The organism is Neobacillus kokaensis (assembly GCF_014656545.1).
GTDB classification, from domain to species: Bacteria; Bacillota; Bacilli; order Bacillales; family Cytobacillaceae; genus Neobacillus; species Neobacillus kokaensis.
Genome location: NZ_BNDS01000042.1, coordinates 1 through 15,253, shown reverse-complemented (window position 1 = coordinate 15,253; position 15,253 = coordinate 1). Strand labels below are relative to the sequence as shown.

General features: G+C 42.1%; 18 protein-coding genes and 2 pseudogenes. 11 read left to right on the top strand and 9 right to left on the bottom strand.

Going from position 1 to position 15,253, the window contains the following annotated elements; genetic code table 11:
• Positions 1-67: 67 nt before the first annotated feature.
• The 3 genes from spoIIM to IE222_RS24925 all read right to left on the bottom strand — a co-directional run bounded on the left by spoIIM (position 68) and on the right by IE222_RS24925 (position 2,552).
• Positions 68-715 (bottom strand): stage II sporulation protein M, encoded by a 648-nt coding sequence (spoIIM, locus tag IE222_RS24935; protein ID WP_191277091.1) that lies wholly within the window; start codon positions 713-715, stop codon positions 68-70.
• 119 nt (positions 716-834) lie between these two features.
• Positions 835-2,001, bottom strand: coding sequence for an endonuclease Q family protein (locus tag IE222_RS24930; protein ID WP_191277090.1), 1,167 nt, complete (start codon positions 1,999-2,001; stop codon positions 835-837).
• Entirely contained in the window at positions 1,998-2,552 is a 555-nt protein-coding gene (locus IE222_RS24925; RefSeq protein ID WP_191277089.1) for an NUDIX hydrolase, read from the bottom strand. The genes IE222_RS24930 and IE222_RS24925 overlap by 4 nt, the downstream gene beginning before the upstream one ends.
• 71 nt (positions 2,553-2,623) lie before the next feature.
• On the opposite strand from IE222_RS24925, the gene mciZ reads away from it, so the two are divergent.
• Together mciZ and IE222_RS24915 are read left to right on the top strand one after the other, a co-directional pair.
• Positions 2,624-2,755: a Z-ring formation inhibitor MciZ gene (gene mciZ, locus IE222_RS24920; protein WP_191277088.1), complete on the top strand. Its 132-nt coding sequence runs from the start codon at positions 2,624-2,626 to the stop codon at positions 2,753-2,755.
• Positions 2,756-2,818: 63 nt separating this feature from the next.
• Positions 2,819-3,730 (top strand): aldo/keto reductase, encoded by a 912-nt coding sequence (locus IE222_RS24915; RefSeq protein ID WP_191277087.1) that lies wholly within the window; start codon positions 2,819-2,821, stop codon positions 3,728-3,730.
• A 24-nt stretch (positions 3,731-3,754) separates the two neighbouring features.
• Here the strand turns inward: IE222_RS24915 and IE222_RS24910 are convergent, their stop codons facing one another.
• Together IE222_RS24910 and IE222_RS24905 are read right to left on the bottom strand one after the other, a co-directional pair.
• A complete protein-coding gene (locus IE222_RS24910; protein ID WP_191277086.1) occupies positions 3,755-4,000 on the bottom strand; it encodes a YqkE family protein in 246 nt (81 codons plus the stop codon).
• 108 nt (positions 4,001-4,108) lie between these two features.
• Positions 4,109-4,254, bottom strand: a pseudogene (locus IE222_RS24905) (acetyl-CoA C-acyltransferase); the annotation flags it as partial.
• A 135-nt stretch (positions 4,255-4,389) separates the two neighbouring features.
• On the opposite strand from IE222_RS24905, the gene IE222_RS24900 reads away from it, so the two are divergent.
• The 3 genes from IE222_RS24900 (at position 4,390) to IE222_RS24890 (ending at position 6,708) form a co-directional block, all read left to right on the top strand.
• The gene (locus tag IE222_RS24900; RefSeq protein ID WP_370465088.1) at positions 4,390-5,289 is read left to right on the top strand and encodes a hydroxymethylglutaryl-CoA lyase; all 900 of its coding nucleotides are present in this window, start codon (positions 4,390-4,392) and stop codon (positions 5,287-5,289) included.
• 69 nt (positions 5,290-5,358) lie between these two features.
• On the top strand, positions 5,359-5,499 hold the full coding sequence (locus tag IE222_RS24895; RefSeq protein WP_191277084.1) for a hypothetical protein: 141 nt from the start codon (positions 5,359-5,361) through the stop codon (positions 5,497-5,499).
• Between the two features lie 270 nt (positions 5,500-5,769).
• Entirely contained in the window at positions 5,770-6,708 is a 939-nt protein-coding gene (locus IE222_RS24890) for an alpha/beta hydrolase (protein ID WP_191277083.1), read from the top strand.
• A 3-nt stretch (positions 6,709-6,711) separates the two neighbouring features.
• Here the strand turns inward: IE222_RS24890 and IE222_RS26860 are convergent.
• Positions 6,712-6,921, bottom strand: a pseudogene (locus IE222_RS26860) (iron-sulfur cluster biosynthesis family protein); the annotation flags it as partial.
• A gap of 274 nt (positions 6,922-7,195) precedes the next feature.
• On the opposite strand from IE222_RS26860, the gene IE222_RS24880 reads away from it, so the two are divergent.
• A complete protein-coding gene (locus IE222_RS24880; protein WP_191277082.1) occupies positions 7,196-7,402 on the top strand; it encodes a CDGSH iron-sulfur domain-containing protein in 207 nt (68 codons plus the stop codon).
• A 36-nt stretch (positions 7,403-7,438) separates the two neighbouring features.
• Here the strand turns inward: IE222_RS24880 and IE222_RS24875 are convergent, their stop codons facing one another.
• Both IE222_RS24875 and IE222_RS24870 read right to left on the bottom strand, forming a co-directional pair.
• Positions 7,439-7,774 carry a YolD-like family protein gene (locus IE222_RS24875; protein WP_191277081.1) on the bottom strand — a complete coding sequence of 112 codons (336 nt, stop codon included), beginning with the start codon at positions 7,772-7,774 and terminating at the stop codon, positions 7,439-7,441.
• Between the two features lie 61 nt (positions 7,775-7,835).
• Complete coding sequence (locus tag IE222_RS24870; RefSeq protein ID WP_191277080.1) at positions 7,836-9,098, bottom strand: Y-family DNA polymerase; 1,263 nt, start codon at positions 9,096-9,098, stop codon at positions 7,836-7,838.
• A 277-nt stretch (positions 9,099-9,375) separates the two neighbouring features.
• On the opposite strand from IE222_RS24870, the gene IE222_RS24865 reads away from it, so the two are divergent.
• Both IE222_RS24865 and IE222_RS24860 read left to right on the top strand, forming a co-directional pair.
• The gene (locus IE222_RS24865) at positions 9,376-10,299 is read left to right on the top strand and encodes an NAD(P)H-dependent flavin oxidoreductase (RefSeq protein ID WP_191277105.1); all 924 of its coding nucleotides are present in this window, start codon (positions 9,376-9,378) and stop codon (positions 10,297-10,299) included.
• A gap of 91 nt (positions 10,300-10,390) precedes the next feature.
• Entirely contained in the window at positions 10,391-10,582 is a 192-nt protein-coding gene (locus tag IE222_RS24860) for a YqzH family protein (RefSeq protein ID WP_191277079.1), read from the top strand.
• Positions 10,583-10,651: 69 nt separating this feature from the next.
• On the opposite strand, the gene IE222_RS24855 is transcribed toward IE222_RS24860, so the two are convergent.
• Complete coding sequence (locus IE222_RS24855; RefSeq protein WP_191277078.1) at positions 10,652-11,449, bottom strand: SDR family NAD(P)-dependent oxidoreductase; 798 nt, start codon at positions 11,447-11,449, stop codon at positions 10,652-10,654.
• Between the two features lie 626 nt (positions 11,450-12,075).
• On the opposite strand from IE222_RS24855, the gene proC reads away from it, so the two are divergent.
• The 3 genes from proC (at position 12,076) to namA (ending at position 15,225) form a co-directional block, all read left to right on the top strand.
• Complete coding sequence (proC, locus tag IE222_RS24850) at positions 12,076-12,909, top strand: pyrroline-5-carboxylate reductase (protein ID WP_191277077.1); 834 nt, start codon at positions 12,076-12,078, stop codon at positions 12,907-12,909.
• A gap of 75 nt (positions 12,910-12,984) precedes the next feature.
• The gene (locus IE222_RS24845; protein WP_223282880.1) at positions 12,985-14,139 is read left to right on the top strand and encodes a glycosyltransferase family 2 protein; all 1,155 of its coding nucleotides are present in this window, start codon (positions 12,985-12,987) and stop codon (positions 14,137-14,139) included.
• 66 nt (positions 14,140-14,205) lie between these two features.
• Positions 14,206-15,225: an NADPH dehydrogenase NamA gene (gene namA / locus IE222_RS24840; RefSeq protein WP_191277076.1), complete on the top strand. Its 1,020-nt coding sequence runs from the start codon at positions 14,206-14,208 to the stop codon at positions 15,223-15,225.
• Positions 15,226-15,253: the final 28 nt, after the last annotated feature.

Sequence of the window (15,253 nt, the reverse complement as noted above, 5' to 3'; positions counted from 1 at the left end):
AGATGATGGGGGAGATTCAAAATAAAATTATTATAAATAAGTTCCGGTAATCAATATCACTTAATAATCACTTTAATCCAGCAGAACTTATAACAGTTTTCATTAACCATGGTGATAAATAGGCTTCTACCCCTGATGCCGCTGAAATAAAGATGACGGCTGCGAACAGGGCAAAAATATATCCCTTAAATAACGGCATGATTGGCTGAGCAAATTTTTTCATAAATTGCTTTTTAATCATTTTCAACGAAATTATTACTGATAATGATGCCATAATAATAAACACCGGAATGATAATCAAATTTTGCGGCAGGATAGAAACAAACGCAAGCATAAATCCCTTCCATCCCATTTGGCTGACAAGGAAGCCGACCGTAAAGCCGACAACCATCCCCTTAATAAATAAGAGAATGAGAATGACTGGAAGTCCAATAATTGAGATTCCTAGAATCCAGAACAGCGCAATGAATTTACTGTTATGAAAAAAGCTCTGCATAAAGAGATCGTTTTTTTCAGCAACCTTCCCATCCGATACTTGTCCAAAAAATTGTGATAAATAGTAAAATAGGTCCTCCTTCTGGGTAAAGCTCATACTATTTACAACGATCGCCCCAAAAATGACTCCCATTAAGAATAAGACGACAATAAATAAAAAAATCGAGGAATGTTCACGGAAATAAGCGGCTACATTGGACTGGTACAATCGTTTTTTCATATCTGCTTCCTCCTGTTTTTCACTCAGTTACTACAGTCTATGCTAGTCTAGTAAATCTATGATTAAAAATAATAGAGTAAAACAAAAAACCCGAAAGCCTATGCTTTCGAGTTTTTTGTTTACTGATCGGCAATTTTTCCATATTTCCCACCGCCGCCTGCTGCAAGAAGCACTTTCCCTTCTCTTGCTTTCAAAATAAAGCCGGCAATCTTTTCCGGTACTACCTCTTTCAAAGCATTGTATGGAACCTCATGGAGGATGGCCATTTCACTGCCAAAGTGATTGACCAATTTCTCCAAGAGCCTTGGCCCCAGGCCGGGAATAAATTCAAGCGGTACTTGATGAACATATGACGGTCTTCCAAGTGGACTTTCTTTTGCCGTTTTTAACTCAAGAATACGGTCTGCTACCCCTTTAATAATTTTTTTATGACCACATTGTTCACATACTTGGTCGCCTTCGTATGCCGGATGCAGGCAATTGGCGCAAACAGTTTTGTGATATTTACCAAGTAATGGGTCGAGACCATAGTTCGCAAGGACCTTTCGTCCATCTTCCCCTTTTAATGCTTTTTGCAGTTCAGTAAAAGTCGGTTCCTCCATCGCTACAACCTGGTATTCTCTAGCAATCTTCGCGAGCGAGTGGGCATCGGAATTAGTCACAAACGTGTAACGATGAATTTCTCCAATTTGGTCAGCCATCTCTGTATCAGAACTTAAGCCAAGTTCAATTCCATCGATGAGTTCAGGGTCGAATACCTCTGTTAAGGAACGATTCACACCCTTCCCATATAAACTTTTAAATGGAGTGAATACATGGGCGGGGATAAACATGCCTCCCATTTCTTTCACCTTCTTCTGTAACACAAGGCCTGGAATATAGACACGCTGGGAGCTCAGCTGAATATTTTTCAAATGACCGGAAAGCCAATTTGAAAATTCCTTCATAGCTAAAAGATTTGGCAAAAAGCAAAGCACGTGAATTGGACCATTGCACCCTTCATCATAAATTTCTAATTCGGAACCAGGAATGACAGTTAGGTCTCCAAAGATTAGGCCGCCGTCAGGGTGCTCATACACATCGCCGCTTTCAATCAGGCTCTCCATTTCAAGAATCACTTCTGGCGAATGGCTATCGATGATTCCAACCATATTTAACCCTTTGATATTTCTTGCGTGTTCAATAATATTTGTGAACGTCAGTGACTTTGCCCCGGTAATTTTAACTGGCTTGCCCGTCCACGTCCGGCCAATATGAATATGTAAATCTACATAATAGCGATTCATTTAGCTGTCAACGCCTCTTGTAATTGTAAGTATTGGACCGCGTAAATTGTTTTCGCGTCATAAACCTTTTGTTCTTTTACATATTGCTGTGCTTCTGCCAGCGTCAGTTCCTCTAAATTAACAAACTCGTCTTCATCCAAAGCAGCAGGGTTTTCTTTCTTAGTTAAACCCTTTGCTAAAAAAACATGGACGATTTCATCAGCAAATCCCGGTGATGTATAAAAGGAGGTGAGCAGTTCCAGGGATTCACAGACATAGCCTGTCTCTTCCTCTAATTCCCGACGGGCACAGTTTACTGGCTCTTCCCCTTTTTCCAGCTTGCCTGCAGGTATTTCGACAATCGTTTTTTCCAACGCTTTGCGGTATTGTTCGACCATTACGATTTTATTCTCGTCTGTTACCGCCAAAATTGCTACTGCTCCTGGATGTTTTACAATTTCCCGTTTTGCCCGCTTGCCATTTGGCAGTTCAACATCCTGTATTTCAAGGGTGATGATTTTTCCCGAAAATATTTCTTCGCTATGGAGCGTTTTTTCTTCAAGACTGTTCATTCCTGTCAACTCCTGTTCTATTCCGTTCTTCACGTCATACATTTTACCATACTTTAATGGGAGGGGTATGGATGAAGGTGTACGTCCATGATAAAGGCATCATCCTTGTCGGCAAGGCCTGGGAAGTGCTGCAAAAGCTAAAAGAATATCATCGTGAACATGCCACCGTTGCTGAATGGGTGCAAAAGTCTGCCCAAAAATGAGGTTTGCTGTTTGTAGTTTGCCCTATTCTTTACTAAAATTGTAGTAAATGAGGGGGGATTACTTTGAAAAAAAGAAGACTTGGGAATTCTGATTTATATGTGTCAGAGTTAGGGCTCGGGTGCATGTCAATCGGGACGGAAGAAAAAGAAGCCCGCGAAATTATTGAAGCGGCACTTGAAGAAGGAATTAATTATTTTGATACTGCCGATTTATATGATTTTGGTGAAAATGAAAATTTAGTCGGGAAGGCGTTAAAGGAGTCGCGAGAGCAGGTAGTCATTGCAACGAAGGTCGGGAACCGCTGGAATGCTGACAAAAGCGGCTGGTCATGGGATCCCTCTAAGGCCTATATAAAGGAAGCAGTGAAAAACAGCTTAAAGCGGCTTGACATCGATTATATTGATTTATATCAATTGCATGGAGGGACGCTAGATGATCCGATTGATGACATAATTGAAGCGTTTGAAGAATTAAAGACAGAAGGTTTCATTCGCTATTACGGTATCTCTTCGATTCGCCCAAATGTCATCCGGGAATATGTAAAAAAATCAAACATCGTTTCCGTGATGATGCAGTATAGCATGTTAGACCGCCGGCCTGAAGAAGAGGCACTTCCACTTTTGGCTGAACATGGGATCAGCGTTGTGACTCGCGGACCGCTTGCAAAGGGGCTGTTGAGTGAGAAGCTGTTGGAAAAAGCTTCTGAAAAGGGGTATTTAGATTACAGTTTCGAGGAATTAAGCAAACTTTTACCATTGTTAAAAGAAAAAGCAGCTGCTGCAAGACCGTTTACTGAGGTTGCCTTACAATATAATTTAGCCGACTCCAACGTTGCTTCCGTGATTGCTGGTGCCAGCAGTGCTGAACAGGTCCGAAGTAATGCTGCGGCGGTCAGAAGCAAGCCTTTAACCGAAAAAGAAGTGGCTTTAATAAAAAACTTGACGAATGCGAGTGTTTATCAGGAGCATCGTTAAATAAAGAGAGCCATGGCGGCTCTCTTATTTAAAATCCTTCCAATTCATACCGCTTTCGTTCAAAAGCTCTTCAAAGGATTTATTCTTTTCTTTCAATCTTCTTTCCTCACGCTTTCTCTGCTCTTCCTGCTCTTTTCTTTTCTCTTCTTCAGCTTTTAACTGCTCTTGCTGGTCCTTAAGTTGTTTCATTAGATCCGGATTGATTATATCCTTAAGCGTTAATGCTGAATCATCTTTTTTCTTTGTTGGTTTTTGCTGCTTTTTCTTCATTAAATAATTCTCCTTTAAAGAAGATTTTGTTCATATTATACAACCAGATGCAGCGAATTTCATCTAAAAAGGCAAGCTGCTTATATATCAGCCTGCCTTCCATGCCTTTTAAACTAACTCTACTACCGCTGCGCCCCCTTGCTTGCCGCCAATACACAGCGTGTCTAAGCCGTATCTGGCATTTTTTCGGTTCATTTCATGGATTAATGTAACTAGTATTCGCGTTCGCTTATCCCAATCGGGTGTCCAAGAGCATACATAACTCTCTCCCCCATCATCATTTCTTCCATTTTAACATTAAATTTGTTAAAATTCTGTTTATTCGCTATTTTCCGAAATTACCACTACTACAATAAAATTATGACTGGTCAGGGGGGAAAGAAAGTATGATGACATTGCCAAAAAAAATAACAATTATCGAAGTGGGACCGCGGGACGGCCTGCAAAATGAAAAACAATTTGTGCCAACTGAAATAAAAAAACAATTTATCCAAGAACTTCGAAATGCCGGAATCATGGAAATGGAACTGACATCATTTGTGTCGCCAAAATGGGTGCCGCAAATGGGAGATGCGGCTGAAATTGTCCTTGACTGCCTAGATGATCAAACCAGAAACATTGTCCTTGCCCCGAACCGTAAAGGAATTGACAGGATTTATTCCACCAGCTGCAAAGCAGTCGCCGTGTTTGTGGGGGTCAGTGACAGTTTTAATAAAAAAAATATTAACAAATCGACGTCAGAAAGCATGGCAGAATTGAAACCCATCATCCAGGAACTGAAAGAAAAAGGGTACTTTGTCCGGGCCTGTATTTCAACGGCATTTTACTGTCCTTACGAGGGAAAAATCAACGAAAATGATACCATTCAGCTTTGCCGTAATTTTGTAGAAACCGGTGTTGATGAATTAAGTGTTGCTGATACGATTGGGATGGCTGCACCAAACGAGGCTTATTCGCTTTTTGTTAAATTAAAAGAAGCGTTTCCGAAGACCCTTCTTACAGCTCATTTTCACGATACTCGAAAGCTTGGACTGGCCAATATTTTCGCCTGCCTTCAAGCTGGGATTGACCGCTTTGATACCTCAGCCGGCGGTCTTGGCGGCTGTCCGTTTGCTCCTGGCGCCAGCGGTAATACAGCAACAGAGGATGTTGTCTATATGCTTGAAAGGATGGGAATCGTGACTGGGATTGATTTATCAAAGCTGCTCGTTGCAATTGAACTGGTCCGCCCGTATGTTTCTAGAAAAATTGAAAGCAGCTATTACCGCCTTCATGCGCAAAACAACTAAAGCTATGAATAATCTCCCTTTCCTAAAAGCATCTTATTAGATGAAACTATCTCGAAGGGAGATTCACTTATGAGCCAGAAGCGGGAAAAAGGAAATAGTTCTGCAGGAAAAAACTATGCGGAATCAGCAGGCGGCGGGAAAAGGATGATTGCTGCTGAAGAGATTGAAAAGGCCATACATCCAACAAAACGCCAGAATTCAGAACAATAAAAACCTTTAATATCTAGCTTTACAAGCAAATCTTCGACAGCATTATCCTCGTACGACTTGAAAGCTTTAGAAGAAGCGCTAGGGGCTCGAGATCACAATCCGGCAAGAAGGCTAAAAAACAACCTTCTTGCCGGCTCGTCTTGTGTTTTTCGCCCCTGACCCAGGCGCTTCCGCTTTTCGATTGAGCCGCTAATTGGTATATGCGGCTTTTCTTATGGTAAAATTAACTTTGCTAATTTATGTAAATATCCCTCTTGGAGGTGCCATTTTTTGAAAAAGGCATTTCGTACCCTGTTCATTATATTTTTTTTCTGGCTGGCACTCGCTTTATATTTTACCAACCGTCTCATGTATATGAAAAAGAAGGATGAGGCTTTCATCTTAAAGCGGGAAAAAGAAGCGGGCAGAGTGAATCCCGATCAATTAAAAACACTGCCAAGACGGCATATCGACATTCCCTCCCCGTTTGGCTATACGATTAAAGCGGTACTTGCCGAACCGTATCAAACGAACCGCTATGTGATTATTGCGCACGGCGTGACGGAAACGAAAGTCAATTCGATCAAATATGCGAACCTTTTCCTTAAGCACGGTTTTAATACATTGATATATGACCATCGCCGCCACGGGGAATCCGGCGGCAAAACAACAAGCTTTGGCCACTATGAAAAATTCGATTTAAAGGCAGTGGTCGATTGGCTGAAAAAAGAAAAAGGGGAAGATACTTTATTAGGGATTCATGGGGAATCAATGGGGGCTGCGACGATGCTTTTATATGCTGGGCTCCTAGAAGATGGGGCTGATTTTTATATTGCTGATTGCCCTTTTTCTGATTTTAAGCAGCAGCTTGCCTATGTCATCAAAAAGGATTTCAAAATCATGCCTGGTTTATTGCTTCCAATTGGGGATATATTCTTGCGCCTCCGCGATAAATATTCAATCCGCCATGTTTCGCCGATTTCGGTAATTGAAAATATCAAACACCCGGTCCTGTTTATACATAGCCGCAAAGATGATTTTATTTTGCCCTCAATGACAAAAGAATTGTTCGAACATAAAAAGGGACCAAAGATGCTTTATATTGCCGAAAAAGGAAAGCATGCCCAATCCTTTAACGAAAATCGCGCCGATTATGAACGGGTTGTTGATGAGTTTTTGCAAAAATATGTTGAGCCGGCTATGTCAAGTAAAAACAGACTGACCCCTTAAGGTTCAGTCTGCTTTTACTTTCATAACGAAGTTCATTCGTCCATTAATTATTTGCTGCGGGCTTTTAAGCTGGAAACTGTTAGTGCTTCCGGAAAAATCAATTTTCATCTCCTCATCAAAGAAAACAAGCTTTGATTTTTCAACATATACAGTTCTATCATTTGTCTTAACTTCTATATCGTCTTCATCTAATTCGCCTGTGAACCACAAGGCGGCAACTCCGCTTACTGCTCAGCCGCAGCCATCTGTATCGTATTTTAGCTTCAGATACCCAGATCGGCCTGCTGTTTTTTCATTAATTTTTGCTGCTGCTGCTTCTGTAATCAAAATTTCCATGTTTAAGTTCCCCCTCATTCGACATATGATGATAATATCATATGCAACTTTAGGCAGAATCTTTTTTGCTCACGGTCTATTGTTTGCATTTTCCTGTGATTCCAGTTAATCTCAGGTATATACGAACATTTTACAAGGGGTGCTGGCTAATATGTCAAAGGTACAAATTAAGGTAAATGATAATGGGTCATTAAGAATCACTGGTGATGTAGAATTGCTAGACGGCGAGGGCAAGGTTTATACTACAAAGCCTTCCTTCTCTCTTTGCCGCTGCGGCTTGAGCAAGAATAAGCCATTTTGCGATGGCTCCCATAAAGGGAATTTTGAATCTCAGGTTCGAGTGCCACAAGAAGATTAATTATTAGGAGAGCGGCCTTTCGATGAGGCCGCTCTTTTATATATCCGTTAATCTAATGTCAGCGATTGTATCAATCGTGATTCGGTGCAATTCATTAAAATGATCTACAACATGAAGCTTATGTTCCAGTTCATCCCAATAGTGGATTTTTCCAATCACAATTTCGTAATTACGGTTTCGGTAATGAGTTATCGTTACATCCTGATTAAATTCGATAGCCTCGGCTAAGATGTCATTCATCAGCTCGAACTGCTGTTCATCCATTTCCTTTTGCAGTTCATACTGGTCTTCTTTTACCCAATCTCTGAGCAGTTTCACATGCTCAGGAAGCATCATCGACGTCCATTTGATTCTTCCGCGGTCACGAATCATATGCCTCGCCTTCTTTCTTTACTTGTCTAGCTCCATGCGCCTAGGCGCTTCCACTTTTCTTTTACATTTTATGCCCGCCAACAAGCGTAGCACGGTGCTTGGCTGTTCCTCCTGACGTATAAGAAACGGCTCTTAATAAGGAACCTGGTCCAAAGCGTCGGCGGACAGAATCGACCACATAGCCAAGCTCCCGCCTTTTGTAAGCCCCCAGATCAAAAAGATCCAGCTGCAGTTCACAATCGTCAACAATATTGCCAAGTGAAATTGAAATCTGCCTGACCGTCTTGCCGTTATAATGCTCATAAAACAATTCAAGGCAGACACGGTAAAGCTCCATCGTAACATTTGTCGGCTGCTTGATTGTTCTTGCGCGATGAAAACCGCCGCCAAATTCGTCCTGGCTGTAACCGACTCCAAGGCTGACTGTCCTGCCGGCTTTGCGGCGGGTTCTCGCCCGCCGTGCGACCTCCTCGCACATTTCTAGAATGACATGCTTGATTTCTTCTTCGTCTTTGTAGTCCCTTAAGAGGATTTGACTTTTTCCAAAGCTAATCTGTCCTTCAATAATCGGTGCACCTAAATCGGAAAGATCAACTCCCCAGGCATGATGGTAAAGCTGATTGCCCATAATGCCGAATTTCTTTTCCAGTATGTCTAAATCATGGCGGGCCAGCTGACCAACCGTGAAAATCCCCATACCATTTAATGTTTTTTCTACCCGACGGCCGATGCCCCACATTTCCCTTAGCGGTGATACTTTCCACAGCTTTGTTTGGACGTCTTCATACGTCCACTCGGCAATCCATGTCTTTTTCGCTTCAAGATCAAGACAAAGCTTTGCCAGCAGCATATTAGGACCAATCCCAATCGTACATGGGAGCTGGAATTCCCGTTCAATGTCATTTTTTATTTTCTCTGCAATCGTACGGGCATCCCCCCATAAATGTAAGACCTCATCTACTTTAATAAAGCTTTCATCGACACTGTAAACATGAATAGCTTCTTTCGGAACGTAGCGGTTAAAGACACGGGTAATTTCGGTAGAAATCCGCAAATAAGTGGCCATCTTAGGCTCTACAATTTGAACCCTTGGGTCATCCTTAGGGACCTCAAACAGCCGCGAGCCTGTTTTGATGCCGAATTCTTTTTTTAGCTTCGGGGAGGCCGCAAGTACGACACTCCCCTGCCGTTCTTTGTCACCGACAATCGCGATATAGCAATCCAAAGGATCCAATCCCAGCATGACAGCGGAGCAGCTGGCATAGAAGCTTTTCATGTCGATACATAAAATTTTATGATGCGGCAACGTGCTGTAATCGATCATAAGCTTTTCCTCCACACATCATTATCGAACATTCGTTCCTTATTATATTCTATATCTTATACGAATATTCGTTCGTATTCAATGGAAATTTTTTGTATGTTTATAAGAAAGCATTACTTCCGAAAAAATATTATCAACTTTTAAGAGCAGATGTTAATTTACTCACTGTGTTATTAAAATCATCCTGCTACAATGAATGGGTATTTAAGATTCTGCTTCAAAAATAAAAACGAAATGGGGTTTTTTCTTGAATTTCCCACAATTAAAAATAGGACACATGCTGCCAAAGGTTCCGATCATACAAGGAGGGATGGGGGTCGGCATTTCTTTAAGCGGCCTAGCATCTGCCGTTGCGAACGCAGGAGGAATTGGAATCATCTCAGGAACAGGAATAACAGTTGAGGAAATGAGAATGCATATAAGGAAGGCGAAGCAAAGGATAACGAATTCAGGCTATATTGGAGTCAATGTTCTCTTTGCTATGAATGACTTTGCTGAAAAAATGAAATCAGCCATTGAAGAAAAAGTTGATTTCATCATATCTGGTGCTGGCATTTCAAGAGATATGTATGCTTGGGGAAGGGAAGCCGGGATTCCTGTCATCTCGATTGTATCTTCAGCGAGACTTGCAAAGATGTCTGAACGCCTTGGAGCCAGCGCAGTAGTTGTAGAGGGCTTTGAAGCCGGCGGACATCTCGGTACCGAACGGCCTTTGTTTGACATACTGCCCGAGGTGGTTGAGGCGGTTAAAATTCCAGTCATTGCTGCGGGAGGTATCTTGACCGGAGAAGATCTCGCCCGAGCACTGAGGATGGGGGCCTCTGGAGTGCAGATGGGAACAAGATTTGTTGCAAGCGAAGAGTGTGATGCACCGATATCATTTAAAGAAAAATATGTAGAGGCACGGCAGGAAGATACGATTTTAGTAAAAACAACGGTTGGTCTCCAAGGCCGTGCGATTAAGAATCATTTCACTGACCTTATTTCAGATGAAAAAAAGGTAAAAATTAAGAAATGCATTGATTGTTTAAAAGATTGTTCCTATCGTTTTTGTACACTTGATTCATTGATCACTTCAATGAATGGCGATTGTGAAAATGGTCTTGTTTTTACAGGTGCCAGAGTACATGAAATCAAAGAAATTCTGCCAGTTCAAACCATCATAGATAATATTATGAGAGAATATGAAGCTTGCCTCTGATTTTGAAAAGGACCTGACCACCTTGGTTAAGTCCCTTTTTTCATCTTTCCAACAAGCTAAAAAGCGATATAATGTTGGTGAGGTGTATTCCGTGGAAAAAAAGTTTGTGATGAAGATGATTAAGAATTGTTTTAAACAATATTATGAGGAGGATTCAACGCCGATTACCGAAAAAGATTTAGAGGAATTAACGAATAAGGTTCTTCAGGCTGCTAAAGCAGATCCAGACGAGGATTTATATGAAGCAGTGAATGATGCTGTATATGAGTTTTTAATAGAGTAAAAAGCCCGCTCCCATAGACCATAGAAGCGGGCTTTAGGAAATGAAACTTGCTTAACAGCATAAGAATCGCTATTTTTTACTAAGCACCCGTTTCCCTATTCTCTCAAACAAGCGTGGAAAAAGAACAAAAACCACGCTGCCCATATTCATCCAACGCGGCAAATTAATTTCGCGTGTCCGCGTCAGCATAGTGCCAACGACCTTGCTTGCAACAAATTCGGGCTTGAGCATAAATCTCTGGACGTTTTTCACATACGTCCCCTGTTCATCCGCAATAGTAAAAAAGTTTGTTGCAATCGGCCCGGGGTTGACCGTTGTCACTTGAATATTATAGTCGGAAAGCTCCATCCTCAGGGCGTTGGAATAGCCAAGCACAGCATGCTTCGTAGCAGAATACACACTCGATTTCGGGGTAGCGATTTTTCCAGCCTGCGAGGCAATATTGATAATCTGTCCAAAGCCTCTCTCCCGCATTTTTGGCAAAACCATGCTGGTACAGGCCATTAACCCGACAACATTCACGCCAAACATCCCTTTTATTTCATCAATCGATGCCTCGTGAGCTTCGCGAAAAATCCCAAAGCCGGCATTATTTACAAGAATGTCAATATCCCCAATCATCGCAAATATGTGCTGAAAAACCTCTTGGATTTGATTCGTATCAGAGACATCAAGCTGAAAAACTTCTACTCTCACATGATACTGCGCTTCCAGTTCGGCCTCTAGCAGCTTTAGTTTATCAAGGCTGCGGGCAAGCAAGACAAGATTCGCCCCGCTCGCTGCACAAAGCTTAGCGATTTCCGCACCAATCCCCCCTGAAGCACCGGTAATCACAATATTTTTATTTTTTAATTGTTCCCTGACCATTTTGCCACCTCATTAAGAGAATTCCATACCCGTTCCGTTTTTAGACCTTTATCCACAAGTGTTAGTTTTTTTACTTACAAATAAAATTTACATCTCCGACCGGAAATGGAGTCGGCAGAAATATTATCGCAATACCATTTTACCATTCATTCAATTAAAGTCTCCCTAATGTTATCGTTATATAGTGCAAGTTCCTAAGTTCCTAGACATATATTATAAAGTGTAGCGATTTTATCTATAAATGTCATTAATTTCGAAAAATCATTTTTCAAAAAACAAAAAATTCCGTAAACTTACCTCTTGACAAATAGCCTGTTTTTCTTGCATAATCACTATTAAAACTTTGATTCGTTTTAATGCAATGAGTAAGGCCAGTAAATGAGAAACGGCGAAAGAGAGTGAAGCTCGGCAGGCTGAAAGGCTTCACCGCCCTCTTGATCATTGAACCTACCTTATGAGCATTTAGGCAAACCTAACGTATTCCGGCGTTAACGGAATCGAGTGAACCCCGAGAGAATCTTTTTCTCTGGGGTAAATGAAGGTGGTACCGCGGAAGATAAGACCTTTCGTCCTTTACGGATGAAGGGTCTTTTTGTTTTTTCAAAAAATAAAAGGGGGATCTTTTCATGAAAAAAATGACAATTATCGGCGGCGGCTCCATGGCTGAAGCGTTTATTTCCGGTATTTTAGAAAATGGGTTAATAAATCGAAAAAACGTCTGGGTAACAAACCACTCTAATAAGGAAAGGCTGGATTATTTAGCAGAGCATTACGGGATCAACGGGTCCTATAATTTAAAGGAACTTTTTGTAGATACTGATATTGTTATGCTGGCAATGAAACCAAAAGATGCTGCGGCGGCAATTGATAAAATCCGCGAATATTTAACAGATGAAATGCTAATGGTTTCCGTGCTTGCCGGGGTTTCCATGAATACGATAGAAATGCTGGCCGGCCGGCAGCTGGCGGTTGCAAGGGCCATGCCAAATACATCTGCGGCAGTGGGAAAATCAGCGACAGCCATTGCAGTAAACGAACGTGTCTCGGAAAGCCAGCTGGAAATAGCGCGACAGCTGTTCGAAACGGTCGGCCTGGCCGCCTTCGTTGAGGAGAGTCAGCTTGATGCCGTAACCGGACTGTCCGGTAGCGGCCCAGCCTATATTTATTATTTGATTGAGGCAATGGAAAATAGTGCGGTAGAAATCGGCCTGGAAAAACAAATCGCAAAACAGCTAATTGTGCAAACACTAATCGGGGCAGCGGAAATGGTCAAAAGCTCAGCCAAGCCGCCAGAACAGCTTCGCCGGGAAGTAACAAGTCCAGGCGGAACTACCGAAGCAGGGGTGCGCATCTTGGAAGCCAACGGAGTTCAGCAAGCTTTTATTTCCTGTATCAAAGCTGCCGCCACTCAGTCTAAAAAAATGGGCGATGCCTTATGTTCCGAGCTTAAAGTATATTAATCAGAGCGTCTTTTTGGTACTTTCTTTACATCTTTCATATACTGAAGTTAACACTTCGAAAAAGGATTTGGAAAGATGGAAATCATACTTACTGTGCTCTTCGCTATTGGCATTGTCGTTTGGCTCGTTTTTCTAGTAGATGCCCTGCTTGGTCTGCAAAATCTAGAGCCATTAGAAAGAGAAGAAGAGTTGGAACCCGGTCCGTTATTATCCGTCATTGTGGCGGCGCGAAACGAAGAAAAGCAAATAAAGGCAAGCGTTCTTAGCCAGTTGAAGCAAACATATCAAAATGTAGAATGGATTCTTGTAGACGACCGTTCCACAGATCAAACGGGAACTATAATGAACGAATTGGCTGAACTAGACGCACGAATATCCGTCATCCATATAGAAAACTTACCGAAAGGATGGCTCGGAAAAAATCATGCCTTATATACGGGTGCTCTAAAGGCTTCAGGAAAGTGGCTGTTATTTACGGATGCGGACGTTGAGTACCAGCCTAAAAGCTTTGCAAAGGCACTCCATTACTTTGAGAGGCAAAGGCTGGATCATTTAACAGCAGCCCCTAACTTACATGCTAAAAGGTTTTGGCTGAAAACATTTATTGCCTTCTTCCTATTTGGCTTTTCCTATTATAAGCGTCCATGGATGGCCAATAACCCAAAGTCGAAAATTGGAACAGGGATTGGGGCTTTCAATCTTGTAAGGAAATCCGCCTACACGGCATTTGGTACCCATGAAAAAATAAAAATGCGGCCCGATGATGATTTACAGCTTGGGATGAAACTGAAGAGAGCTGGTTTCCGACAGCGAATCGTCACGGCATTGCCGTTAATTGAAGTAGAGTGGTATGGAAGTTTAAAAGAGGCATTTACAGGCTTAGAGAAGAATACGTTTGCCGGCTTAAATTACCGCATCAGCATGGTGTTTTTTGCAATTGTCGGTGTGTTTGTAACAAATGTCCTGCCGTTTATTGCTGTTTTTTCAGGCAATAAGACCATTGCCCTGTTGAGCTTAGGAAATATCGCCTTAAGCGGGATTCATTACTATCTCATCATTAAACGAATGACCGTCTTCTCCCCTGCTATGTTTCTCGTACTGCCGATTACTGCTTTGTTGTTTATTTATTCGATTATCCGTGCAAGCTGCCTGACGTTTAAGCGCGGCGGGATTGTTTGGCGGGGAACCACCTACCGTTTAAGTGAACTTAGAGAAAAAGATAAAGCATAGATTGCACATGATTCCGCATGTCTTTGCTATACTAAAAGTGGTAAATTTTGAAGGAGGTTTTTATGAATGACTGTAAAATTATTTTCTCCTTATAGTATTAAGGGTGTCACATTGAAAAACCGAATTGTCATGTCACCAATGTGCATGTACTCAAGCCACAACGAAGACGGTCGTGTGGAAAACTGGCACCGTGCACACTACACGTCTAGGGCTGTTGGACAAGTGGGCCTAATTATCGTCGAAGCAACCGCTGTTACGCCGCAAGGACGGATTTCACCGCAGGATTTAGGTATTTGGAGTGACGCACATGTTGAAGGGTTCCACGAACTTGTCGGGCTTGTAAAAGAACATGGGGCAAAAATAGGTATCCAGCTGGCCCATGCCGGCAGAAAAGCTGTTTTAGAAGGAGAAATTATCGCCCCATCAGCCATTGCATTTAATGAAAAATCAAAAACTCCAAAGGAAATGACCAAGGCAGAAATTGAAGAAACCGTTGAGGCATTTAAAAAAGGAGCGGAGCGTGCGAAAAAGGCCGGATTCGATGTAATTGAACTTCACGGTGCCCATGGGTATTTGCTAAACGAATTCCTTTCCCCGCTTTCAAATAAAAGAACAGATGAATACGGCGGAACAGCGGAAAACCGCTACCGTATCCTTCGCGAAGTGATCAATGCCATCAAAATGGTATGGGAAGGACCTCTTTTTGTCCGGGTTTCTGCGAATGATTACCACGAAGACGGATTAACACCGGAAGATTACATAACGTTTGCCAAGTGGATGAAGGAGCAGGGGGTTGATTTAATCGATGTCAGCTCTGGCGCCGTGGTGCCGGCACACATTAATGTGTACCCAGGATATCAAGTGTCTTATTCTGAAACCATAAAGCATGAAGCAGGGATTGATACAGGGGCAGTTGGCTTAATCACTTCACCAATTCAAGCGGAAGAAATTTTACAAAATGATCGTGCCGATTTAATCTTTTTAGCACGCGAATTGCTGCGCGATCCGTACTGGCCGCGGACAGCTGCTAAGGAGCTTGGTGTCGAAATCGAAGCACCTAAACAATATGAGCGCGGGTGGCTATAAATAGAAAGAGGCTGGGCCAAAACTAGCT

Bases quoted from the DNA above. Each gene is read 5' to 3' on its own strand.
- spoIIM (WP_191277091.1), bottom strand. From the start codon at position 715: ATGAAAAAACGATTGTACCAGTCCAATGTAGCCGCTTATTTCCGTGAA.
- IE222_RS24930 (WP_191277090.1), bottom strand. From the start codon at position 2,001: ATGAATCGCTATTATGTAGATTTACATATTCATATTGGCCGGACGTGG.
- IE222_RS24925 (WP_191277089.1), bottom strand. From the start codon at position 2,552: ATGAACAGTCTTGAAGAAAAAACGCTCCATAGCGAAGAAATATTTTCG.
- mciZ (WP_191277088.1), top strand. From the start codon at position 2,624: ATGAAGGTGTACGTCCATGATAAAGGCATCATCCTTGTCGGCAAGGCC.
- IE222_RS24910 (WP_191277086.1), bottom strand. From the start codon at position 4,000: ATGAAGAAAAAGCAGCAAAAACCAACAAAGAAAAAAGATGATTCAGCA.
- IE222_RS24900 (WP_370465088.1), top strand. From the start codon at position 4,390: ATGACATTGCCAAAAAAAATAACAATTATCGAAGTGGGACCGCGGGAC.
- IE222_RS24895 (WP_191277084.1), top strand. From the start codon at position 5,359: ATGAGCCAGAAGCGGGAAAAAGGAAATAGTTCTGCAGGAAAAAACTAT.
- IE222_RS24880 (WP_191277082.1), top strand. From the start codon at position 7,196: ATGTCAAAGGTACAAATTAAGGTAAATGATAATGGGTCATTAAGAATC.
- IE222_RS24875 (WP_191277081.1), bottom strand. From the start codon at position 7,774: ATGATTCGTGACCGCGGAAGAATCAAATGGACGTCGATGATGCTTCCT.
- IE222_RS24870 (WP_191277080.1), bottom strand. From the start codon at position 9,098: ATGATCGATTACAGCACGTTGCCGCATCATAAAATTTTATGTATCGAC.
- IE222_RS24865 (WP_191277105.1), top strand. From the start codon at position 9,376: ATGCTGCCAAAGGTTCCGATCATACAAGGAGGGATGGGGGTCGGCATT.
- IE222_RS24855 (WP_191277078.1), bottom strand. From the start codon at position 11,449: ATGGTCAGGGAACAATTAAAAAATAAAAATATTGTGATTACCGGTGCT.
- proC (WP_191277077.1), top strand. From the start codon at position 12,076: ATGAAAAAAATGACAATTATCGGCGGCGGCTCCATGGCTGAAGCGTTT.
- IE222_RS24845 (WP_223282880.1), top strand. From the start codon at position 12,985: ATGGAAATCATACTTACTGTGCTCTTCGCTATTGGCATTGTCGTTTGG.
- namA (WP_191277076.1), top strand. From the start codon at position 14,206: ATGACTGTAAAATTATTTTCTCCTTATAGTATTAAGGGTGTCACATTG.